Origin of the sequence: Sorangium sp. So ce367, from assembly GCF_051520455.1 — a bacterium.
GTDB classification, from domain to species: Bacteria; Myxococcota_A; Polyangia; order Polyangiales; family Polyangiaceae; genus Sorangium; species Sorangium cellulosum_B.
This window is the reverse complement of record NZ_CP150334.1, coordinates 2453892-2475267: the sequence shown is the minus strand read 5'-3', so window position 1 is coordinate 2475267 and position 21376 is coordinate 2453892. Positions and strand designations below refer to the sequence as shown.

19 protein-coding genes are annotated in these 21376 nt (G+C 68.6%); 3 read left to right on the top strand and 16 right to left on the bottom strand.

Features of this window, described 5'->3' with window-relative positions; translation table 11 throughout:
• The first annotated feature begins 77 nt into the window (after window positions 1-77).
• A complete protein-coding gene (locus WME97_RS09530; protein WP_437551328.1) occupies window positions 78-1568 on the top strand; it encodes a protein kinase domain-containing protein in 1491 nt (496 codons plus the stop codon).
• 215 nt (window positions 1569-1783) lie between these two features.
• Here the strand turns inward: WME97_RS09530 and WME97_RS09525 are convergent, their stop codons facing one another.
• Together WME97_RS09525 and WME97_RS09520 are read right to left on the bottom strand one after the other, a co-directional pair.
• Window positions 1784-3289 (bottom strand): phenylacetate--CoA ligase family protein, encoded by a 1506-nt coding sequence (locus WME97_RS09525; protein ID WP_437551326.1) that lies wholly within the window; start codon window positions 3287-3289, stop codon window positions 1784-1786.
• Between the two features lie 104 nt (window positions 3290-3393).
• Entirely contained in the window at window positions 3394-4422 is a 1029-nt protein-coding gene (locus WME97_RS09520; protein WP_437551325.1) for an NAD-dependent epimerase/dehydratase family protein, read from the bottom strand.
• Window positions 4423-4604: 182 nt separating this feature from the next.
• Between WME97_RS09520 and WME97_RS09515 the strand changes: the two genes are divergently transcribed.
• Window positions 4605-5600, top strand: coding sequence for an ATP-binding protein (locus tag WME97_RS09515; RefSeq protein ID WP_437551323.1), 996 nt, complete (start codon window positions 4605-4607; stop codon window positions 5598-5600).
• 37 nt (window positions 5601-5637) lie between these two features.
• Here WME97_RS09515 and WME97_RS09510 read toward each other — a convergent pair whose 3' ends face one another.
• Both WME97_RS09510 and WME97_RS09505 read right to left on the bottom strand, forming a co-directional pair.
• Window positions 5638-6240 (bottom strand): hypothetical protein, encoded by a 603-nt coding sequence (locus WME97_RS09510; RefSeq protein ID WP_437551321.1) that lies wholly within the window; start codon window positions 6238-6240, stop codon window positions 5638-5640.
• Complete coding sequence (locus WME97_RS09505; protein WP_437551319.1) at window positions 6237-6989, bottom strand: thiamine phosphate synthase; 753 nt, start codon at window positions 6987-6989, stop codon at window positions 6237-6239. The genes WME97_RS09510 and WME97_RS09505 overlap by 4 nt, the downstream gene beginning before the upstream one ends.
• A gap of 122 nt (window positions 6990-7111) precedes the next feature.
• Here WME97_RS09505 and WME97_RS09500 point away from each other — a divergent pair, with 122 nt between their 5' ends.
• On the top strand, window positions 7112-8626 hold the full coding sequence (locus WME97_RS09500) for a hypothetical protein (RefSeq protein ID WP_437551317.1): 1515 nt from the start codon (window positions 7112-7114) through the stop codon (window positions 8624-8626).
• 55 nt (window positions 8627-8681) lie between these two features.
• Here the strand turns inward: WME97_RS09500 and WME97_RS09495 are convergent, their stop codons facing one another.
• The 12 genes from WME97_RS09495 to WME97_RS09440 all read right to left on the bottom strand — a co-directional run bounded on the left by WME97_RS09495 (window position 8682) and on the right by WME97_RS09440 (window position 21369).
• A complete protein-coding gene (locus WME97_RS09495; protein WP_437555346.1) occupies window positions 8682-10244 on the bottom strand; it encodes an acyl-CoA carboxylase subunit beta in 1563 nt (520 codons plus the stop codon).
• A gap of 37 nt (window positions 10245-10281) precedes the next feature.
• Complete coding sequence (locus tag WME97_RS09490; protein ID WP_437551315.1) at window positions 10282-11067, bottom strand: enoyl-CoA hydratase/isomerase family protein; 786 nt, start codon at window positions 11065-11067, stop codon at window positions 10282-10284.
• A complete protein-coding gene (locus WME97_RS09485) occupies window positions 11064-12002 on the bottom strand; it encodes a 3-keto-5-aminohexanoate cleavage protein (protein ID WP_437551313.1) in 939 nt (312 codons plus the stop codon). The genes WME97_RS09490 and WME97_RS09485 overlap by 4 nt, the downstream gene beginning before the upstream one ends.
• 24 nt (window positions 12003-12026) lie before the next feature.
• Window positions 12027-12515: a MarR family winged helix-turn-helix transcriptional regulator gene (locus tag WME97_RS09480; RefSeq protein ID WP_437551312.1), complete on the bottom strand. Its 489-nt coding sequence runs from the start codon at window positions 12513-12515 to the stop codon at window positions 12027-12029.
• Window positions 12516-12800: 285 nt separating this feature from the next.
• Window positions 12801-14159: an STAS domain-containing protein gene (locus tag WME97_RS09475; protein WP_437551310.1), complete on the bottom strand. Its 1359-nt coding sequence runs from the start codon at window positions 14157-14159 to the stop codon at window positions 12801-12803.
• Between the two features lie 34 nt (window positions 14160-14193).
• Window positions 14194-14604 carry a hypothetical protein gene (locus WME97_RS09470; RefSeq protein ID WP_437551308.1) on the bottom strand — a complete coding sequence of 137 codons (411 nt, stop codon included), beginning with the start codon at window positions 14602-14604 and terminating at the stop codon, window positions 14194-14196.
• A 34-nt stretch (window positions 14605-14638) separates the two neighbouring features.
• Window positions 14639-15130: an ATP-binding protein gene (locus WME97_RS09465; RefSeq protein ID WP_231864758.1), complete on the bottom strand. Its 492-nt coding sequence runs from the start codon at window positions 15128-15130 to the stop codon at window positions 14639-14641.
• A complete protein-coding gene (locus tag WME97_RS09460) occupies window positions 15130-16119 on the bottom strand; it encodes a PP2C family protein-serine/threonine phosphatase (RefSeq protein WP_044964406.1) in 990 nt (329 codons plus the stop codon). Before WME97_RS09460 ends, WME97_RS09465 begins: the two co-directional genes overlap by 1 nt.
• Before the next feature lie 48 nt (window positions 16120-16167).
• Window positions 16168-17085: a slr1658 superfamily regulator gene (locus WME97_RS09455; protein ID WP_012234413.1), complete on the bottom strand. Its 918-nt coding sequence runs from the start codon at window positions 17083-17085 to the stop codon at window positions 16168-16170.
• Window positions 17086-17109: 24 nt separating this feature from the next.
• Window positions 17110-19494, bottom strand: a complete 2385-nt coding sequence (locus WME97_RS09450) for a PP2C family protein-serine/threonine phosphatase (protein WP_437551306.1) — start codon at window positions 19492-19494, stop codon at window positions 17110-17112.
• 82 nt (window positions 19495-19576) lie between these two features.
• Window positions 19577-20740 carry a methyltransferase domain-containing protein gene (locus WME97_RS09445; RefSeq protein WP_437298817.1) on the bottom strand — a complete coding sequence of 388 codons (1164 nt, stop codon included), beginning with the start codon at window positions 20738-20740 and terminating at the stop codon, window positions 19577-19579.
• Between the two features lie 71 nt (window positions 20741-20811).
• Window positions 20812-21369, bottom strand: a complete 558-nt coding sequence (locus tag WME97_RS09440; RefSeq protein ID WP_437534412.1) for a hypothetical protein — start codon at window positions 21367-21369, stop codon at window positions 20812-20814.
• Window positions 21370-21376: the final 7 nt, after the last annotated feature.

Below are 21376 nucleotides of genomic sequence, written 5' to 3'. Positions count from 1 at the left end.
CCACGTCTGGTAGCCTGGTCGACGGGGAGCGGGCGGCCGGGACGCAGCGTGCTCGCCGCAGCGACGCTCCTCTGCGCATGGCGGTCCACGTCTTCATCTCCTACGCCCCCGCGGATCGGTCGCACCTCGAAGCGCTCGAGGCGCACCTCGCCTCCCTCAAGCGGCAGGGCCTGGTGAGCACCTGGCACCGCGGCCGGATCGGCCCAGGCGCGATGCGCGACGAGTCGATCGCGGCGGAGCTCTCTTCCGCCGAGGTGGTGCTGCTGCTGGTGAGCGAGGCGTTCCTCGCCTCGGACAGCTGCTACGAGCGGGAGCTCGGGCGAGCGCTGGAGCGGCATCGCAGCGGGGCGGCGCGCGTGGTGCCCATCCTGGTGCGCGCGTGCGACCGGGAGGGCACCGCCCTTTCGGAGCTCCAAGCGCTGCCGCGGGACGGCGTGGCGGTGACGAGCTGGGCCAACCCGGATGAAGCGTGGAGGGACGTCGTCCGAGGCATCCGCGCGACGGTGGAAGAAGCCGCTGCGAGCGCGCAGCCGGAGGCACCGGTCAAAAAGCCAGAGCTGCCCAGCACGTTCGCCGCGACCCTGCGCGAGGCCGAGGAGGCGATCCGCGCGATCGACAAGAAGCTTGCGGCGGCGCAGCAGCGCAGGGTGAAGCTGCAGGCCGTCGGTGCGAGCACCGCGGAAGTGGACGGGGAGATCCTCGACCTCCGGCGCAAACGCCGGGAAGGCGGCCAGCTGCACGTGGGCGAGGAGCTCGGCGAAGGCCGCTATCTGCTGCTCGAGCGGATCGGTCGAGGGGGGTTCGCGACCGTGTGGCGAGCGCTCGACGCGACACGGGGAGACCAGGCAGTGGCCATCAAGGTGCTCCACCCGAACCTGGCGGGCGATGAGGGGCGGCGGGAACGGTTCTTCCGAGGAGCGCGCGCGATGGCGGCGCTCGTTCACCCCGGCGTGGTTCGCATCCTTGAACCCAAATGCGAGGATAGCGGCTGGCACTACTTCGTGATGGAGCTTGTCCACGGCGAGGACGTGCACAGCGCGGTCATCGGGAACCGGCTACCAATCGAGTGGGTGATCCTCATGATCCTGCGTGCAGGAGAGGCGCTCTCATTCGCGCACAGGCAAGGCCTCGTGCACCGGGATGTGAAGCCCGCGAACATCCTCTTGGACGCGGAAGGCACGCCACGGCTCACGGACTTCGATCTGGTCTGGGCGCGCGACACGACGGGCGGCACGAGGAGCGGCGCGCTGGGGACGTTCCTCTATGCGGCGCCGGAGCTCATGCACCGCCCGCAGGACGCGGACGCGCGCGCGGACGTGTACGGGCTCGGCATGACGGCGGTGTTCTGTCTGCACGGAGCGGAGCTGCCACCGATCATGATGCGCTATCCGGGGCGGGTGCTGGAGCAGCTTCCGTGCAGCGATGCGGTGAGGAAGGTGCTGGAGCGAGCAATCGAGTTCGAAGCATCGGAGCGATTTCCCGACGTCGCGGCGTTCTGCTGGGCGCTCCTGGACGCGGTTTCCGTCGCCCTGTCCCCGCTCGAGGTCGAGGTCGAGATCGATCCCTGACATCGGCCTCCTTCTCTCCCATAGGCGTCACCGGGATTCGCCCCATGTCGTCCACGTGGACAGGAACGCGTGAGGGCTGCCGACATCCACGCTCGGCCCTATGGCCTTGCAACGAAACATGAACACCGCCCGGCCCGGCCGTCGGCCGAGGTGATCCAGGCACAGTACAGGAATTCTACAGAGAACGACGCGAGGTGCCTGTACGGCTTATGCCCTCACCCCGGCTTGCGCGTATACCGGTGCTTCACCCCGAGCGGGAAATACTCCGGATCCCCCGCCGCCCTCAGCGTCACCCGCGGCGCCCGCTTCCCGGCCGGCACGTAGCTCCTGAACTCGCTGTTCAGCCGGACGAGGTGCTCCTCGATCGACCGCGCCGCCGCCTCGCGCCGCGCGTCGCTCTCCGCCTCCCCCGGCGCGAGCTCGACCACCACCGAGAGGACCACATCCCTGTCCGCGCCCTCGCGGACCTCCAGCACGAACTTCCCGGTCACCCACTCCTTCACGCCGGGCTGCTCGATGCCCACGACCACGTTCTCCGGATAGATGTTCGCCCCGAAGTACGACACCGTGAAATCCGAGCGCCCGAACACGTAGACGAACGGGAGCTCCCGGGCCCCGCGCTCCCCGTCGATCTCCCGCCGCGGGTCGAAGCCGAAGCCAGTCAGGGCCGCCATCATGTCCGCGTGCGAATAAACGCCCCCGCTGTCGAGGATCGCATAACGGACGAGCGGGACGCCGTTGTCGCCCGAGAAGAGGAGCATCCCGTCGCGCTGCTCGAAGAACCGCTCCGCAGGGTCGTACTGCACCAGCGTGGGGAGCCGGTCCTGCCCGAACACGGCGCGCGCGGCGTCCGGCCTCCCCGCGAGGAACCGGCGGATCGCGATGCTGAGCGGCGTCTCGTTGCCCAGCACGCCGGCGTCCGCCGTCCCGTACAGGGAAGCAGAGTCGTAGCAGGGCGACGTCGACCCGACGCGCTCGCCGACCAGGGTCCGCCACTCCTCGCTGAACACCTCCCCGGCCATCACGAGCTTGATCCGGAAAGGCGCCCAGTCGACGCCCCGGGCCCGCCCTGTGTCGATGACGTCCTTCAGGAACGGCGGATAGCCGAGCAGGACGACCTGCTCGAACGCCGGCCCCAGATCCTGCACGACGCGGAAGATCTCTTCCTTGTTGTTGCCCGGCGTGACGACCGTGATCGGATATCCCTTCGCCGCGAGGTGGCGGCAGCACGCGGCGGTGTACATCCCGCCGACCCACGAGCCGAGCGCGAAGCACACGACCGCGAGCGTGCGGCGCGTGTCGGCCCGGAAGCCGTCGTGGAACACCTGCTCGAAGCGCCGGGCGACCGGCAGCTCGTCCGTGACGGAGCGCGGCCAGAACGTCGGCTTTCCGGTCGAGCCCGAGGAGACCGCGATCATGTCGCACGGCTCGACGCGCCCGCCCCGGCAGAGATCCGCGATGGGGTGCCGGAGCACGTAGTTCTGCTTCGTGATCACCGGCAGCGCCGCGAAATCCGCGGACGTCCGGATCGCCGCCGGGTCCACGCCGTGCTCCGCGAGGAAGCGGCGGTAAGCAGGGACAGCGGCGGCGACCTCGTGGAACAGCGCGAGCGCGCGGTCGGCCGGATCGGTCTCACGGTGCCGCGACAGCGCCGCGTCGAGCGGCGTGCTCAGGAAGGCGTCGATGGCCGCCAGGACCCGCTTGGGTTGCACATCCTGCATCGCGAGATCTCCCTCCGTTCGATGTTCGCAGGAACGCAGGAGCCGGTCCAACGCCCGCCTGCCTTCCTCCCCCTCGCCTCGCGGGCGAAAGCGCCCGCGCAGCGTCAGCGCCCTCCACCCCCCGCCGCGCCGGCGAGCTCCGCCGCGAGCGCGATCTCCTCGGCGCGCTTCTCGTAGCCGTCCGGCGGCTCGGGAGGCGGGTTCGCGAGCCGCGACGTGATCACCGTCTCCAGCCAGCGCCGGAGCGGCGTGTGCTGGAAGCCGAGCTCGGCCCTCGCCTTCGCCGGATCCAGCATCGACATCCAGCGGTCGCTGAACGGCGACATCGCGACCGGATCGATGCCGCGGGCCCTGATCGCCGCCGACGGGATCGGCGCGAGCCGCGCCGGCGCGCCGAGCAGCGAGGCGATGAGCTCGAGCAGCTCGGTGAGCGTCGGCGTCTCGTCCATGCAGAGGTTGTACGCCTCGCCGAAGGTCGACGGCACGAGGAGCAGCTTCACGATCGCCCTGACGACGTCACCGCTGTAGACGTGCCGCACCGCGTGTCCGCCGCCGTCCGGGACGAGCAGCGGACCGCCGTCGAGCATGCGGACGATGTACCGATCGAGGCGGCGGTAGGGATCGCGCTCCCCGTTCACCATCGGGATGCGCAGGACGGTCGCGGGGAAGCGGTCCCTCTGCCAGGCGGCGGCGATCTCCTCCTCGCAGCCGCGCTTGTTCACGCCGTAAGACCACGCCTCGCGGTCCTCTTCGCCCGCGGGCTCAGGGAGGAGCGGGCCGTGGTAGTCGCGCTCGCGCGACGGCCGCGGGCACCCCTCCCGGACCAGGTACACCGAGCCGGTGCTGATCATCACGTAGTGGCCGATGCGCCCGCCCCCGAGCGCCTGGACCGCCGCGCGGCCGTCCGCGGCCGTGTACGCGGTGAAGTCCACCGCGGCGTCGAACTCGCGACCTCCGAGCGCCTGCGCGAGATCGCCGGCCGCGCGATCGCAGCGGACCCGCGCGACGCGATCGCCGAAGGCGTCGGGCGTCGCGCCGCGGTTCAGGAGCGTGACCTGGTGGCCCGCCGCGAGCAGGCGATAGACCAGGAAATGACCCATGAATCGAGTGCCGCCGAGCACGAGGACGCGCATGCGCGGCAACCTATCACCGCCGCGCGCAATGACGATAACGAGGACGAGGACGCCATCACGCGCGGGACGGCGCGCGGGACGGCGCGCGGGACGGCGCGCGGGAAGGAAGCCGCCGCCGGGCGGGCTCGCGCGCGGCGCGGACCGGGACCAGGTCGACCCCCGGTCGTGCTAGATAGCGGGCCGTGCCGTTCTCCCACATCCTCGGCCAGGACACCGCGGTCGGCACGCTCGTGCGCGCGCTCGAGGCGGGCCGCGTGCACCACGCCTACCGCTTCGAGGGCCCGCCGGGCGTCGGCAAGGAGCTCGCGGCCGTCGCCCTCTCCCAGGCGCTCGTCTGCACCGGGGGCGACCCGCTCGGCTGCGGGCGCTGCGACGCGTGCCGGCGCGCGGCCGCGCGCTCCGACGGGCGCCCCGCGGCGCCGCTCCACCCCGACGTGCAGATCGTCGCGAAGAACTTCTACCCCGCCGCCGTCATCGGCCGGAGCCGCGACGAGCTGACCGAGATCTCGGTCGACCAGGTCCGCGCCATCGTGCTCGCCCGCGCCGCCTACCCGCCCCACGAGGGGCGCGCTCGGGTGTTCATCGTCCGCGACGCCGAGGACCTCAGCGTCGGCGCCGCGAACGCGTTCCTCAAGACGCTCGAGGAGCCGCGGCCCGGCACCCACTTCATCCTCTTGACCTCGCGCGGCGATCGCCTGCTCAACACGATCCGCTCGCGCACCCTGCCCGTGCGCTTCGCCCCGCTCTCCGAGGCCCTCATTCGCCGCATCCTCCGCGATCGCGGCGTGCCCGAGGGGCGGCACGACCTCGCCGTCGAGCTCGCCGCCGGCAGCGCGTCCACGGCGCTCGATCTCGCGGACGAGGAGCAGACCGCCTCGCGCGACGCCTTTGTAAAGGGTGTCCTCGATGCCGCGGCCGCCCGGGACCTCGGGCCCGCCGTCGCGTTCGCCGAGTCGGTGGACCGCGACAAGGGCGCCCTCAAGGACGACCTCCGCGCGCTGAGCGCCGCGCTCGCCCGCGAGGCCCGCGCCGCTGTCACGTCCGATCCGCGCCACGCAGGCCTGTCGGCCCGTCGTTACGCGGCGGTCTCCCGCGCCGTGGCGCAGCTCGAGCGCAACGCCTCGCCGAGCCTCGCGATGGCGTCGCTGATCGCGGAGCTGCGCAGCGTCGTCGGCTGACAGGCGCCGCGCGCCCACGTGGCCGCGCGGGCCGGCGTCAGCCCTCGCCGCCTCCGCCCAGCCGCTCGTATCCGCCGTCCTCGATGCGCCGCCCGGCCCACGCGTGGATCCGCCCCTCGCTGGCGAGCACCACGGCCGCGTCGCGCCCGGCGCCGTCGTAGAGGGCGATGATCCCTGCGTCGCCCACGGGGGGCGCGCCCTGCCCGCACCGCTCGAGCGCCGCCGGCAGCCGCGCCCGCCGCCGCATGGTCGCGCCCGCGATCTCGAGCGTCGCCGGCGGCTCGTCCGGCGAATCGGCCGCCGCGGGCGTGAGCCACAGGATCTCGCGCCGCGGCGCGGGGAAGGCCACGACCGCCACATGCGCGCCGCCCTCGGGCGCGAGGAACACCGCGGCGACGATCTCGCCCCGCTCGCGCGCGACGATCGCGCCCGAGAGCCAGCGCTCCTCGCTCCCGGCGAGGACCACGTCGCCGAGCGCGAGCGGCAGCTCGTGCCACGGCGCGTCCCCCGGGGGCGCCGCCGGCGCGCCTCGCGCGCGCTCGCCGCCGTTTCCTCCCGGCGCCTCCCGCTCGCGGCGCGACGCCATGTAGCCCACGGTCGCGGCCACCGCGGCGGCCGCCGCGAGCAGCGTGAGGCTCATCGCGCGCCCCTGTCCACCGGCGCCGCGCGCGCGCCCGCCAGCGCGAGCGCTTCCTGGAGCGCCCGCGCCCGCGCGCTCACCTCCTCGAGGGCGCGCGGCGCGGGCGTGTCGTGATCCGGCAGCAGCGCGGCGATGATCGCGGCCGCGGAGCAGCGCGCGCCGACCTCGGCCGCCCTCTCCAGGGAGATGCCGCCGATCGCAACGACCGGGAGCCCGGGACACACCCGCTCGACCAGGGCGCACAGCGACGCGAGCCCCTCGAGGCCGACCACGGCGTCGGGGCGCTCCTTGCTCGAGGTCGCGAAGATCGGCCCGATGGCGACGTAGTCGAGGCGCTCGAGGGACTCGCCGGAATCACCGGCATCGCGGAGCTCGCTCGACGCCCGCAACGCGGCCTCGATCTGCGCGGACGTGTGGGTCGAGAGCCCGACGCGCAGCGGGACGGAAGCGCGCTGCGCCAGCCTGCGAACCGCGGCCACCGGGAGGTCGTCCTGGCCGACGTGCACGCCGTCGCAGCGGGCGAGGATCGCGAGATCCGCCCTGTCGTTCGCGAACAGCGGCACCCCCGCGCGCGCGGCCAGGGGCTGGATCGCGCGGAGGAGCGAGAGCGTCTGGGCCGCCCCGCCCCGCTTGTCGCGCAGCTGGATGGCCGCGGGGCGCGCGTCGAGGACGGCCTCGGCGAACGCCGCAGGATCGAGCCCGCGGCGCGCGAGCGAGTCGGTGTCGACGATGGCGTACAGGCCGCGCATGACCACGCTTCGAGCGGTGGGAGAGCGCCCGGGCGCTCCGGAGGAGGCCAGGCTCGCTGGCTACGCTAAGGTTGACGCCCCCGGAAAGAAAGCGGAAGCGTTCGCTCCCGAACGGATCCTCCATGCGCACACGTCTCGTCCGGATCGCCTGTCTGTTCACCTCGATCGCTCCTGCTGCAGCGGCCGTGATGGGGCTCGCGTCGAGCCCTGCGCTCGCGGAGGAGAAGTCGAGCCCCGCGCAGCAGACCAAAGGGCCGGGCTCCGCCGTGCCCGCGGAGGGGCCGAAGGCTGCCGCCGCCCCGCCGCCCGCAGGGAGCAAGGTCGCCGCGCCCAAGGCGAGCGTCGGCGCGCCCAAGACGAGCGCGAAGAAGAAGGCGCCCGAGTCCCCGCCGCTGCCGCCTTCACCGGCGCGCCTGTGGCTCATCGCGCCGTCGCCTCACGGGCCCTGGACGTTGCGGATCGACAACGAAGGCGAGCGGCCGATGCGCATCCCGGCGGACGTGCGGCTGCTGCGCCTCGAGGTCGACACGCTGAACAAGCGCACGAAGAAGACGGTCCGCTGCGCCGCGCCCGCGGGGCTCAAGCCGAGCGGCTTCCCGGAGCGGCGCGCGCTGCTGCTGGCGCCCGGCCAGTCGTACATGGAGCATTTCGACCCGCGCCTGCTCTGCTTCGGCAAGGACGAGGCGGCGCTCGCCGGCGGCTCGGTGGTGAGGACCTGGTACGGCTGGGGTCCGCCGCCCAAGTGGTCGAAGAAGCCGCCGGCGGCGCCGTTCGCTGCGGAGTCGACGGACGATCCGCCGGCGTTCGCCCCTGCGCCCGGCCTCGCGGCGCCCACCGTCGTGCTGAGCTACGGCCTGCCCCCCAAGGAGGCCGCCGCGGACGATGCGGGCGGCGCCGAGCCAGCCTCTCCGGTGGGCGAGACGGCTCAGCCTCCGGGCGACAAGGCGGCTCAATCCTCGGGCGACAAGGCCGCTCAGCCGACGGACGACAAGGCGGCTCACCCCGCGGACGACAAAGCGGCCCAGACGTCCGCGAACAGGCCAGCTGGCGAGTCCCCGGAAAAGCGCGTTCCGTCGGACAAAGGCCACAGCGCCGGTCCGCCCGGCAAGCCGATCGTGGACGCCAACGCGCCTCGCCTGGAGCTCACGAGCGAACCCTGGTCCGACGCGGCGAGCCCTCGCTCGATCGTCGTCCGGGTGAGCGCCAAGAACGCTGGCAGGCGCCCCATGACCGTCGCCATCCGGTCTCGGATGCTCGAGTTCCACGTCGCCGGCCCGAACGGCGAGACGGTATGCACGGCGGCCCCGCCGACGGGGGCGATCCCGCGCGATCTCTTCAGGACGCTGAAGCCCGGCGCATCGGCCGACGTCTCGCTCCTCCTCCGGGAGGTCTGCCCCGCCGACACGTTCAACCGCGAGGGCCTCTACGAGGTCATGGCCACGCTGCACGCGAACGAGCCGGGCAGCGAGCTCGGCCTGGACGCGTACACCGCCGTCGTCCCCGCCAAGAACACGACGCTCCTTCGCGTGAAGAGCGCTCCCGAGCCGTTCTACGCAGCCGCGCCGCGCGCCGTGCCGACGCCCAAGCCGAAGCCCGAGGCCAGCCAGGCGCCGGAGCACGAGGAGCACGACCCGTAGCGCGAGGAACAGGACCGCGCGTCAGTGCGGCTGGGCCCCCCGTCCCTCGCGCGACTTACACCGGAAGGATCCCCCGCTTCTTCTCCGGCCGCTCCACCCGCTTCTTCCGTGCGAGCTCCAGCCCCCACGCGATCGCCCTCCGGGTGTCCCGCGGATCGATCACGTCGTCGATGAGGCCCCAGCCGGCGACCTTCATCACGTCGATGTTCTTCTGGATCGCGTCGACCATCCCCTGCTTCACCTCCGGCGGCGGCGGCGCGTCGCCGAACATCTTCCTCGCCGCGATCCCGAGCATCCCCTCCGGCCCCATCACGCTGATCTCCCCGGTCGGCCAGCCGACGATGAGGTCCGGCTCGTACGCGCGCCCGCACATCACGTAGTAGCCCGCGCCGTACGCCTTGCGCACGACCACCGTGATCTTGGGCACGGTGGCCGCCGCCATGACGTGCAGCATCTTCGCCCCGTGGCGGATGATCCCCTCGTGCTCGACCTTCGAGCCGATCATGAACCCCGGCACGTCCTGCAGGAACACGAGCGGGATGTTGAACGCGTCGCAGATCTGCATGAAGCGCGCGGCCTTGTCCGACGCGTCCACGTCGAGGATGCCGCCCATCTGGGTCGGCTGGTTGGCCACGACGCCGACCGGCTGGCCGCCGATGCGCGCGAGGCAGGTGATGATCGACCGCGCCCACCGCGGCTTCAGGTCGAACCGCTCGCCGTGATCGACGATGGCGTCGATCAGCTTCAGCATGTCGTAGGCGCGCCGCGGGCTCTCCGGCAGGAGGTCGAGCAGCGACTCCTCCCGCCGGTCGATCGGATCCGTGACCGGCAGGCGCGGCGGCTCCTCGTCGCAGCTCGAGGGGAAGAACGACAGGTACCGCTTCACCGCGGCGACGCACGCGGCGTCGCTCGGGTACTCCGCGTCCCCGACGCCGCTCTTCGTCGCGTGCACCTTGCTGCCGCCGAGCTCCTGCTCGGAGATGTCCTCGCCCGTCATCGCGCGCACGAGCGCGGGGCCGCCGAGCGCCATCGAGCCGACGTCCTTGACCATCGGCACGAAGTCCGCGAGCCCCGGGATGTACGCCGTGCCCGCGGCGCCGGGCCCCACCATGGCCGCGACCTGCGGCACGACGCCGCTCATGTGCACCTGCTCGCGGAACAGGTGCCCAGAGCCGGCGAACAGCGAGATGCTGTCCGGGTGCATCGAGCCGGGATCGATGCGCGCCCCGCCCGAGTCGATGAACCACACGATCGGCCAGCGGCCGCGGAGCGCCATCTGCCGCAGGCGGGTCACCTTCTCCTCGCCCGTCTGCCCGATGCTGCCGCCCTTCACGGTGAAGTCGTACGCCGCGGCGCAGACCATCCGCCCGTCGACCTTGCCGAACCCGCAGACCACCGCGTCCGCCGGCGGCCGGTCGCTCCCCTCCGGCCCGGCCGCGAGCCCCATCTGCGTGCCGTGCATCCCCACCTCGAAGTGCACGCCGTCGTCGAAGAACGCCGCGAGCCGCTCCCGCGCCGTCATCTTCCCGCGCGCGTGCTGCTTTGCCACGCGCTCCTCGCCGCCCATCCGCCGCACCAGCTCCCGGCGGGCCTCGAGGTCCTTCACGAGCTCTCGCATGTTCACGGGCCACCTCTCCCTGCGCGCCCCGGCGCGCCTACCTGCCCGACCAGCGGGGCTTTCGCTTCTCCAGAAAGGCCAGGAGCCCTTCCCGCGCGTCGTCCGTCGCGAGGCAGCCGGCGAGCCGATCGCGCAGGAGCGGCAGCGCCGACTCGAGGTCGAGATCGTCCTGCGCCGCGAACGCCTCGAGGCCGAGCCGCACCGCGATCGGGCTCTTCGAGGCGATGGCGGAGGTCACCTCGTCGACCGCGGCGTCGAGCGCTCCCGGCTCGACCACCTTGTTGAGCAGGCCGCACTGCGCGGCCTCGTCGGCGTCGAGGCGCTGCCCGAGGAGCATCATCTCCAGCAGCTTGCGCCGGCTCACGTGCCGCTGGAGCACCGCCATGATCATCATCGGGAACAGTCCGACGTTGATCTCCGGCGTCCCGAGCTTGGCGCCGCGGGCGCCGATCGCGAAGTGCGACGCCGCGACGAGCCCGAGCCCGCCGCCGAGCGCGTGCCCGTTCACCCGCGCCACGATCGGCTTGCTCGAGTTCGCGAAGGCGAGCAGGAGGTCCGCGTAATCGCCCTTCATCTCGGGCGGCGGCGCCCCCTCGGCGCCCGCGATCTGCGCGAAGTCCCCGCCCGCGCAGAACGCGTCGCCCGCGCCGGTCAGGACCACGCAGCGCACCGCCTCGTCCGCCGCGCCCGCCGCGAGGGCGTCGAGGAGCTCGCTCACCATCGCCGGCCCGATCGCGTTCTTGCGCCACGGGTTGTTCAGCGTGAGCCGGAGGACGCCCCCCGCGGAGAAGGCCTGGATGACCGTATACGCGCGCTCCGTCACGAGGCCGCCCCTCCTGCCGCTCCTGCCGCGCCGCCGTCGTGAAGGCCCAGGATCTGACGGGCCTCCTCGACGGTCGCCGGCCTGCGGCCGACGTCGCGCACCATGCGCACGGCCACCTCGCAGAGCTCTCCGTTGCTGCGCGCCATCTCGCCGCTCGGCAGGTAGAAGTGGTCCTCGAGCCCGCACCGCACGTTGCCGCCGAGCACGAGCGCCGCCGCCAGCATCCTCCACTGCCCGTGGCTGATCCCGATCACCTCCCACTCCGAGCCGGGCGGCATGATCCTGGTCTGGAGCTGGAGCGACTCCACGTGCGCGGGGATGCCGCCCAGCACGTTGACGATGAACGAGAACTGGAGCGGGGGTTTGAGCAGCCCCATGTCGACGAGCGGCCAGGTGCCCTGGGTGTGCCCCGTATCGAAGCACTCGAGCTCTGGCTTCGTCCCGGCCTCGTTCATTGCGTCAAGGAGCTTGCAGATCTTCGCGTACGTGTTGGGAAAGACCATATCGAAATCGAAGGTCTTCCGCGCGCGCGAGTACTTCGAGTAGTTCATGGTGCCCATGTTGAGCGCCGCGATCTCGGGGCGGCTCTCCCGGACGGTCGCGCACTGCTCGCTCACGTCGTCGAGGAGGGTGCCCGTCGAGAAGTTCAGGATCACCGGGCAGCGCTTGCGCACCTCGTCCTTGATCCGCGCGAACACGGCCGGAGAGAACGTCGGTGATCCGTCGTCGTTGCGCGCGTGGATGTGCACCGCCGCCGCCCCTGCGTCGTAGGCCCGCTTCGCCTCCTCGGCGATCTCGACCGGCGTATAGGGGATGGCGGGGCATTGCTTGCGGCCGGCGAGCACCCCTGACAGCGCGCAGGTCACCACGCAGATATCGGGATCTCGTCCGTTCGGATCCCTCGGTTCCCCGGTGAACGTCGGCTTCTCTCTCATGCCCCCTGCCTCCCTTTCGCGTCCTCAGCGCCGTCGCTCTTCTTCTGTCCGGCTCTGTCCGACCCGCGAGACCACCTGTTTCTGCAGCTTCGTCAGGATCCGGAGCAGATCGCGCAGATCGGTCGAGCTCAAGCTGAGCAGCGCGCTCCGGAAGATCTCCATCGGTTCGACCTGGATCTCGCGGGCGAGCCGCGCCCCCTTCTCGCTGAGCCGGATGTGGACGACGCGCCGGTCGGCCTTCGAGCGTTCGCGGCGGACGAGCCCCTCTCGCTCCATGCGATCGACGATCCCGGTCACCGTGCTGTTCTGCGCCCGGATGCGCTCCGACAGCGTGGACAGCGAGAGATCCTGGAACGACTCGAGCAGCTTGAGGATGGTGAGCTGTGGCCCGGTGAGGCCGAATCCGCTCGCCATGCCCTTCGTGAGCCTGCGCGACTCCGTGTAGAGATAGATGATCATCTCCACGATGGCGTCGATCTCCGGCCTCTCGGGCGGCGGCAGGGTCGCTGTCACGATGCTTCGTGTACGAAATATTCGCTCCCCGGGGGTGCGTCAAGCTCCCGCGCCCCCCTCCAACCGAGCGGGCGCTGTCCCACCCTCCGAGACATCGGCGTTCACCAAGCTCGTCCGGTCACCGAAGCCCGCCCCCACCATCGGTCACCAACGTGGACGTTTACGTGGTCGTGAACGTTTACGTGGTCGTGGTCGTCAACGATAGGCCGTGAACGGCCACGACCACGACCACGTAAACGTCCACGTCAACGTTCGTATGTAGGAGAACGCGGCGCCAAGTCGGATCTACCGCCGCTTCCCTGTCGCCCGGTCTGCCCGGAGCTCCCGGATGCACCACCTCAGCGCCTCCTGGAGGTCCCGATGCACCTGGACGGACGAGAGCTCGACGCCGAGCGACGAGGCCGTCTGCGCCACCTGCGGCTGGACTCCGGCCACCACCCCTTGCGCGCCGAGCAGCTCGATCGTCTGGAGCATGTTGATCAGGTGCTGCGCCGTCGTGGAGTCGACCTCCTCGACCCCCGTCACCTCGACGATCGCGTAGCGCGACTTCGTCTCGACGATCGTGCGCAGCAGCTTCTCCGTGATCTCTGTCGCCCGGTGGCGATCGATGCTGCCTACAAGCGGCAGCACGAGCACGCTGTCCCAGACCTGGATGATCGGCGTCGACAGCGTCTCGATCGCGGACTCCTGCCGCGAGATCACCGCGCGCATCGACTCCTGCTGCTCGACCACCTCGCGCAGCGACTCCTCGGCGCGCATGCGCTCCAGCGTGATCGCGAACATCTCGCCGATGACCTGGAGCAGCGCCCGGACGCTCTTGTCCCACGCGCGGGTCGATCGCACCGCGTCGAGCCCCACGACGCCCACGAGCCGCCCCGCGTACGCTGCAGGCATCCGGACGAGCGAGGCGATCCCGAGCTCCGTGAAGGCCCGCCGCTCGCTCGCTGCCTCATCCGGCAGGTCGGCCACGCGCGGCACGTCGCACACCTCGAGGCGGAACAGCCGCTCGACGAGCCACGGATACACGTCCCTGGACACGACTCCCCGCTCCGCGCGCAGCGACGGCACCCCGTCGGCGCACCACTCGTGCGTGTTCAGGAACCGCCGCCCGTCCTCCGCGAGGAGGAACAGGCTCGTCCTGTCGGCGCGCAGCGCCTTGCCGAGCTCCGCGAGCGCCGAGTGGAAGCCGCGGTCGACGTCCGAAAGCTTCACGTTGATGAAATGGGCCGAGATCGACGCGACAAGCATCTTCGTCTCGATCCGCTGCATCAGCGCCCGCTCGAGGCGCTTCTGCTTGCCCACGTTGCGCGCCCACCCGTACACGAGCCCCTCGCTCGGTACCGAGAGCATCGACCACGACAGCCAGACGTAGAGGCCGCTCCTGCTCCTGCACCGGTTCTCCAGCCCGAGCGTGACGGGCCCCTGGCGGAGCCGATCCATCTGCTCCCGGGTCGCGACGACGTCGTCCTGGTGCACGAGATCGAGGAGGCTCCGGCCGACGAGATCCTCGGTCCCCAGGCCGAGCGTCCGCTCCCAGGCGCCGCTCACGCGAAGGAACGATCCATCGCTCCGCAGAACACACAGCGGATCGGGACAGACAGCGAAGAACCTCTCTACGTCCGCTTCGTTCGCAGGTGTGCCCATCGCCGGTCGCCTTACCCAGCCCACACCCCCACGCTTAGGTCTCCTTGACGTCCTCGAACGTCGTCCGCGCGGCCACGTGCTCCTCGTTCAGGTTGAGCAGGATGGGCAGCGTCTCGTGCTGCCAGTCATCGTCGAGGATCCGCCGCACGGTCACCCGGCCGGGCACCAGGTTGTACACGGCGTCCACGATATCCATGATGACGTAGAAGCCGTTCGAGTTGCAGAACCGCATCTTCACGAAATCCATCACCGTGGACGTGATCGGGTGCTGCGGGAGGACTCGGGCGAGCTCGTCCAGGTAGCTCGACAGGTACCGGTACGGGTTGTCGATCCGGATAGCGCCCTCGGAGGTCAAGACGAGGCGGTTGTCGTCATCGAGCCGGGCGACCGACTGAAAGACGCTCAGCCCGCCATCCGTGATTTCTCCATAGCTGAGAGCCTTCATACGCGACCTTTCGTGGAAAACATACGCAGCCTTTTCAAGGGAAAGTAGCCTGGACGACGAGGATTCCATCGACGTACTGCGTCGAGAGATGGAACTTGTTCTCGGCGGTCAACCGAATGAGCCCTAGACCGCCCCTGCGTCGATCGTTGCGCCGCTCGCGCACCGTCCTGGCAAAGAGCTCTCTCGGGTCCTCCGCGGCGAAGATCTCGTCGAATACCGCCTTGACGGTCCGGTACTCTTCCGGCGTAACGCGGTTGGATACCTTGATGAGCAATCGATCCGGATCGATGCTCAGATCGAGCCGCACCTCGCTCTCACGCTCGGTCCCGTGCTGGAGCACGTTGGTGACCAGCTCCGTGACCACCACGTTGACCTTCTGGCAGATCCGTCTGGGGTAGAACCTCACCAGCAGCGCGTCCAAAAAGTTCGCAAGCAGGCCGGCCACGTCGCCCGTGATGTGATCGATCGGAGATATATATATCGATGCACCGACCGACGTCTGCGAATGATTCTTCTCGGGCTTCATCAGGCGCACCTTCGCAGGATGATCAGTGTGATGTCGTCGGCGTCCGCCACCCGGAACCGCGTGTAGTCCTCGATGCACCGGTCGAGGATCACCTGCACGGGTTCCTCGCTGTGCTTGACGACGATTTCGTTGAGACGTTGCACGGAATATATCTCCCCGCTCGCGTCCTGCGCCTCGAACATCCCGTCTGTGTACAAGGCGAGGACGTCATCCTCCTCGAACGGCAGCTCGAACTCGTGAAATGGCTTGATGCGCAGACCGATGAAGTTGCTCACCCGGTTGAACGAGCGAGGCGTACCGCGACGGACCAGGAGCCCGTACCCTCCGCCCGAGACGTAGCGGAGGAATCGGTCAGTAAACATGACGAAGTTCACCGTCGCGTAACGGCGAACCTCCCGGAGGAACGAGTAAGCGCTCCGGTTCACCCAGTCCACGATCGCCCCCGGGCTATCCAGCCGCTTGGTAGCGTGGGCGAACTGCGCCTTCAGAAACGCCATGATGAGCGCCGACGATACTCCGTGACCTGAGATATCGTAAACACCTATCGCGTGGCGCTCGCCGGGGAGGTAGAAGAAGTCGTAGTAGTCTCCTCCGACCTGGGCGAGCTGCTTGTGGAAGATGGCCATGTCGAACGACGAGGCGATGGCCCCGCTCGCCTCCGGAAGCAGGGCGCGCTGGACCTGCCGCGCCACCGCGAGGTCGTCGTCGATGGCCCGGTTGTACCCCTCGAGCTCGTTCTCGATGCTGGTCGCGTGTTCCAGGATCGCCTCGTGCACCAGGGAGAGGTCGTCGAAGTCGAGCTTCAGCTTGTCGACGTACTCCAGCAGCGCGCTGCAGCGCTCCATGAAATCGGTGAAGTTCCCCTCCTCGCGGAGCAAGGTGTTCCACGCTTGCCGCTCCTTCACGATCGCCCTGATGGCATCCAGATTGCTCTGCTTCTGCAGGAAGCCTCTGGAGTGCATCGAGCTGATGTCCTTGGGTGCAGTCATGGCTCGACCTGGACGCGATTCGGGTTGGACGGAAGAACCCATCCGATCTCAATCACAGAGTATCATCTCGAAGTTCTGATTGAACTTCTTGAGGTTGGGCAGCGACTTCCCCTGCCACGGGATGGACTTCGACCCGCGGACGATGAGCTGGAGCTCGCCCTTCTTCCTGGTGGCGATGGCGAACTTGTAGAGGACGTTGATCCCTGAGCTGTTCAGGAAGTTCAGCGCCCTGACGTCGAGTGTGATGGTGGGAGGGTTCGTGGCGAGGACCTTGTCGAGCAGCTCCTCGATAGGGGCGTACTCGGTGGTGCCGCCAAGGCGAAGGATTCCTTCCAGGTACACCACCACCTCAGAGGGATCGTACCAAACCCGATAGTTGCCACCCTTGATTTCCATTCTCGACCTTTCATTCAAAATAGGAATCCTGGCCATCGTCTTGATGCTGAAGCTGTTGACCGAGATCGGGTCCAGCTTCCACCCAAGACTGACACCGTAATCATTCATGATGATGAGATACCCGAGCCCCGACCCGGCGTTCTCCGCGTCTTCGGCGTTCGCCTCCGCCTGTCGACGCAGGAGCTCCCCAGGGTCCTCCTGTGTGAGCTCTAGGAGCTTCTCACGAAGCGAGGGGACGGCGGCGTTCGTGATCTGGTTGCTGACGAGGCACACCAGGTCCTCACGCCCGATACCCACGGTCACGGTGATGTCACCGTGCTGATTGAACTTGACGGCGTTCTCAACCAGTTCGTTCAGAACGTACCCGATGGCGCCTGAGACCTCGTCTCGGCTGATGAGCCTGTCCTCGCCGTCTATCTCCGGAAAGAGCTCGCCGAAGTACTCGGCCATGAAATTGGCCGTCAGGTTACAAAGGCTCCATCTCACCGCGAACGAGTCGGGGTACAACGTCAGCGACATGTGTTCGCTGAACGAATCGTCTAAAGAGTAGACGCCGATGATTTCGCTCATGGTAATGCCCAGTCTCCCCCTTGCTCATACCCTCTTAATGACAAGTACAGTGATGTCATCATGGATTTTGTTGTAGCCTACGTGCGCCAAGACGTCCTCGATGATAGCGTCCTTGATCTCCCGCGAGGTTCTTTCGTGGTTTCGCGAGATCACCTGACACAGACGGTCGATTCCGTACTGTTCCTCTGAAGAGTCCTCCGCCTCGGTGATGCCGTCGCTGAAGAGCGTCACGACGTCCCCGGGCGCCAGCTTCACCTCGATGCTACCGATGAAATCGCTGATATCCAGGTCGATGCCTATCGGCAACCCGAGCCCCATGGTCTCGACACGATCGAGGGTCCCGTCCTTCCGGACGATGATCAGATCCTCGTGCTGGCCGGTGAGCTGGAGCTCGCCGTCGCTGTAGTCGAGCAGGGTCAAGGACAGGTTCTTGTCCGACCGGATGCGCTGGATGTTCTGGTAGATGACCTTGTTGACGATGCTCAGGAACTTCTTCGGATCCCGCTCGTTGGCCGCGAGCAGCGTCCGGACGGCCGTCTGGACCATGAGCATCAGCACGCCGCTCTCCAGCCCGTGCCCGGTGACGTCGCCGATGCCGATCTTGACGAGCCCGTCGCTCCGGAGCACGTCGTAGTAGTCCCCGCCGACCTCGTCGGCAGGGGCCATGTAGCCCGCGATGTCGAGGCCCGGGATCTCCTGGAGCTCGCTCGGCGCGGGGAGCACCATGAGCTGGAGCTGCCGCGCGACGTTCAGCTCGGCGCCGAGCCGGATGTTCTCCTGGGCGAGCTTCGCGTTCAGCTCGCTGATCTCCTCGTTCGCCTTCTCGAGGGCCCTCGTCCGCTCGCCGACGAGCTCTTCGAGGTTGTTCGTGTAGGCCTCGATCTCGCTCGCCATCTCGTTGAACGCGACGCCGAGCTGCCCGATCTCGTCCGCGGAGTTCACGTCGATGCGAACGCCGTAATCGCCCTCGCGCATCCGCGTCGCGCCGGTCGAGAGCGCGACCAGGGCGCCCGTCATCTTGCGGGAGATCAGGTAGACGCCCAGCATGAGCACGAGGAACGAGGCGATCGTGATGAGGACCTGGGTCCCGACGATCACCGTCCTGCTCTTCTCGATGCTCTTCTGCGCCGCGAGGAGCGAGGCGTACATCTCCTTCTTCGGGACGACGAAGCCCATCGTCCACCGCTCCTTGGCCACGCGCGCGTCCGGCCCGGCCCAGCCGTTCACCGGCGCGAGCCGCTGGAGGGCGATGATGTACGTCTCGCCCGATATCACCATCTCCCGGTAGTCGACTTTATCATCGTTCGGAAGGACGATGCCAGACACCCCCGCGTCCTCGCTGTCCTTGAAGAAGCGCTGCAGCATGCCGACGCCGGAGTTCTGGCCGGCGCCCGCGTCCGTGCGCAGCCGCAGCGTCTTTGCGCCGAGCTCGTTGACCGCGAAGACGTTCCCGTCCGCCTGCGCCAGGAAGGCGAAGCCCGCCGTGGCCAGCTTGACGTCCTTGATCGACGCGATGAGCTGCGCGAGCGTGAGATCGAGCCCGACGGAGCCCACGAACGTCTTGCGGTCCTTCGCCCAGAGCGGGTGGAACGCCGTCATCACGATGCCGCCGCCCGCCGCGTCGTCGTACGGCGCCGTGACCGTGGTCTGATCCGGGTGCGCGCCCAGCCCGGCGGGGTCCTTCGCCCACTCGTTCCAGCTCTCGGCGATGCCGGGGAAGAAGAACTTGTACCACCCCTGGTCGTTGTGCCCCGGATACAGCTTGTCGAAGGTCGACGCCATGTCCGTGTACGGCGTCAGCCGCACATACGGCTTGTCCTCCGGACCGATGTAATAGATCTGAAGCTTGTCGGCGCCGTACTTGCCGAACGAGGGCAGGATCAGATCCAGAAACGCGGTCTCGTTGACGGCCCGCTGGACCTCGGGCAGGATCGTCCCGTCCTTCCCCAGGTAGCCCCAGACGCTGACGACGCTCGGCTCGCTGGGATCGTTCTGGTACCAGTTCCCTTTCGGGTTGTACTTCATCTGATCGCGGAAATACGGGAAGTCGGCGGCCGTCTGCAGGAACGGGGCGACGTCCTCCTCGCGATCGATCACGGTCTGCAAGACGCCGGCGAGGGTCTGGAGATCCCTGTACGCCTCGCCGAGCCTGAGGTTGACGTGAGTGGCCTTGTCCTCCAGGTGATTGGTGAGGTACTCGCGGTTCGCCGAGTTGAGGCCGGCCTCGATCTCCGCGGCGGCCTCGCTGCTCAGCCGGTGGATGCCTTGCCGCCCGACGACGACGTTCCACACGGCGCCGAGCAGGACGCTCACGCCCGTCACGAAGATGATCTTGGTGCTGAACTTCCTGAACCTGAAGAGCAGGCTTTGAGGCCGCTGTTCGCCAGAGTTCCGAGGTTGAACGCTCACGGCTGGCAATCTCCTAACGGCACGGCCCTGGGCCACTCGATCGGCATCACGACGCGGCGGAGCATGACGACCCGGCCTCCCCTCACATGACCCGCATCGGCTTGCGGCCCGAGCCGGCGTAGATCGGCCACGAGGCGAGGCCGTGCGGGTGCGTGATGGCCGCCATGTGAGCGCGCAGCCCGGTGCTCAGCTCGGCATGGTAGTCCGGCGGGGCGCCGGCGGTCCGGGCCATGTTGGCGGTCACCGAGATCCAGCACTCGACGACGCGCGCGAAGTCGAAGCAGTCCGTGTTCATGTTGTTGATGTCGATCAGGTTCACGCGGATGTCCTCGAGGCCTGCCTCCCCCATGATCTGCCGCGTCTTTATCCCCGTATCGAGATCCATCCCGATCGACCTGCCGAGCTCGACGAAGCGCTTGTAGGTCGCGCGGATGAGGTCCTGCTCCGGATAGCCGTACGCGCACGACAGGAGCTCGTTCGTGATGTAGATCCGGCCGCCCGGCTTGCAGATGCGATAGAGCTCCTGCATGATGCGCTCGGGCTGCGGAAAGACCTGGAGAGACAGACGGCAAGACACGAAGTCGAACGAGTTGTCCGGCAGGAGCAGCGCCGCGGCGTCGCCGTACTGATACTCGACGTTCTCCAGCCCGAGCCGCCGCACGTGGTCCTGCGCGTAGCGGAGCGCGGGCCGGGAGTGATCGACCCCGACGACGTGCTCTGGCTTGAACTCCTTCTGGAGCAAGATCGCGAAGTCGCCGAAGCCGCACGCGATGTCGGCGATCTTCATCCCCGGGTAGAGGCCGTGGTTCGTCAGCCCCGTCTTCTCGTGCTCCCAGATGATGCGCTCCTGGAGGCGGAGGACGTCGATGAACTCGGCATCTTCGAGCATTCCCTGGCTCGGGTAGAACGCGACGTCGTAGATCTCGACGGAGACGCTCGAGTAGATCTCCGCGATGACCTGAAACTTGCGGATCGCCCAGGGGATGACGCTGGAGATGATCAGCCTGATCTTGAGGTTGGGACGAGCCTCGACGGCCCAACGGACAAACCTGTTGATCTCCAGGAATGCCACGTTGTTCATGTACTTGAGCCGCTTGAAGTCCAGGCAGAGCTCGCCGCTCGCGTTCTTGGCCGCGGTCTCCAGCGTGCCGCGGATGGCCCTCATCTGATCGGCACCGAACGGCCGCAGCATGCCCGAGAGCGCAACCTCCTGGTCGGTCTGGTCGACGCGCATGCTGAAGGTCACCTGCGAGCGCCACGAAGGGAGGCCGCTCGCAGACGAGGGCGGTACGGCGGATTCGCGACCGATCGGAGCTGTCATAGTTCTTCTACCTCAGTGAACGGGAACTGAATCGCCAGAAGGAGCCAGTCCCCGCTCGTGGGTTCGGAGATACTGAGCTTCGAGCCGTAGACGACCGCGAGTTCGAGCAGCCCGAGCGCCTGAGCGTCATCATCCGGAACGTCGTGCTCGAGCTGCTCTCGATACCAGGCCATCGGGTCCGGCTGATTGGCCAGCTGGACGGCGTGGTTATAGAACTTGGCGCTCTGCTCGTTGATCGGGACCTCCGCCTCGACGAGGATATGGTTCTGCTTCTTGCGGAACCGCATCTTGATCTCGCCGGTGGAGCCGTGATTCCGGTATATCGCTTCCAGCAATTCGTTGAAGAACGTCGAGAGCAAGGTCGCGTGGCGCTCGGGGTCATCCTCATTGGCGCTCGCGTACCTCGCGAGGAAATTGGCTAGCTGATGACAGTGGTTCCACCGTTTACTGAAGCCACCGACCGAGAAGTTCGCGGAAATGACCATGCCGTCCGCCGGTAACGCGGGCGGCGGTCGCAAGGTCGGAGCTATGTCGGCCTGCTTGGAAACGGACATCAAAGCC

Excerpts from the sequence above, each read along its gene's own strand:
- WME97_RS09460 (WP_044964406.1), bottom strand. The coding sequence starts at position 16,119 with ATGACTGCACCCAAGGACATCAGCTCGATGCACTCCAGAGGCTTCCTG.
- WME97_RS09475 (WP_437551310.1), bottom strand. The coding sequence starts at position 14,159 with ATGGGCACACCTGCGAACGAAGCGGACGTAGAGAGGTTCTTCGCTGTC.
- WME97_RS09520 (WP_437551325.1), bottom strand. The coding sequence starts at position 4,422 with ATGCGCGTCCTCGTGCTCGGCGGCACTCGATTCATGGGTCATTTCCTG.
- WME97_RS09525 (WP_437551326.1), bottom strand. The coding sequence starts at position 3,289 with ATGCAGGATGTGCAACCCAAGCGGGTCCTGGCGGCCATCGACGCCTTC.
- WME97_RS09440 (WP_437534412.1), bottom strand. The coding sequence starts at position 21,369 with ATGTCCGTTTCCAAGCAGGCCGACATAGCTCCGACCTTGCGACCGCCG.
- WME97_RS09500 (WP_437551317.1), top strand. The coding sequence starts at position 7,112 with ATGCGCACACGTCTCGTCCGGATCGCCTGTCTGTTCACCTCGATCGCT.
- WME97_RS09470 (WP_437551308.1), bottom strand. The coding sequence starts at position 14,604 with ATGAAGGCTCTCAGCTATGGAGAAATCACGGATGGCGGGCTGAGCGTC.
- WME97_RS09505 (WP_437551319.1), bottom strand. The coding sequence starts at position 6,989 with ATGCGCGGCCTGTACGCCATCGTCGACACCGACTCGCTCGCGCGCCGC.
- WME97_RS09465 (WP_231864758.1), bottom strand. The coding sequence starts at position 15,130 with ATGAAGCCCGAGAAGAATCATTCGCAGACGTCGGTCGGTGCATCGATA.
- WME97_RS09455 (WP_012234413.1), bottom strand. The coding sequence starts at position 17,085 with ATGAGCGAAATCATCGGCGTCTACTCTTTAGACGATTCGTTCAGCGAA.
- WME97_RS09485 (WP_437551313.1), bottom strand. The coding sequence starts at position 12,002 with ATGAGAGAGAAGCCGACGTTCACCGGGGAACCGAGGGATCCGAACGGA.
- WME97_RS09510 (WP_437551321.1), bottom strand. The coding sequence starts at position 6,240 with ATGAGCCTCACGCTGCTCGCGGCGGCCGCCGCGGTGGCCGCGACCGTG.
- WME97_RS09530 (WP_437551328.1), top strand. The coding sequence starts at position 78 with ATGGCGGTCCACGTCTTCATCTCCTACGCCCCCGCGGATCGGTCGCAC.
- WME97_RS09495 (WP_437555346.1), bottom strand. The coding sequence starts at position 10,244 with ATGCGAGAGCTCGTGAAGGACCTCGAGGCCCGCCGGGAGCTGGTGCGG.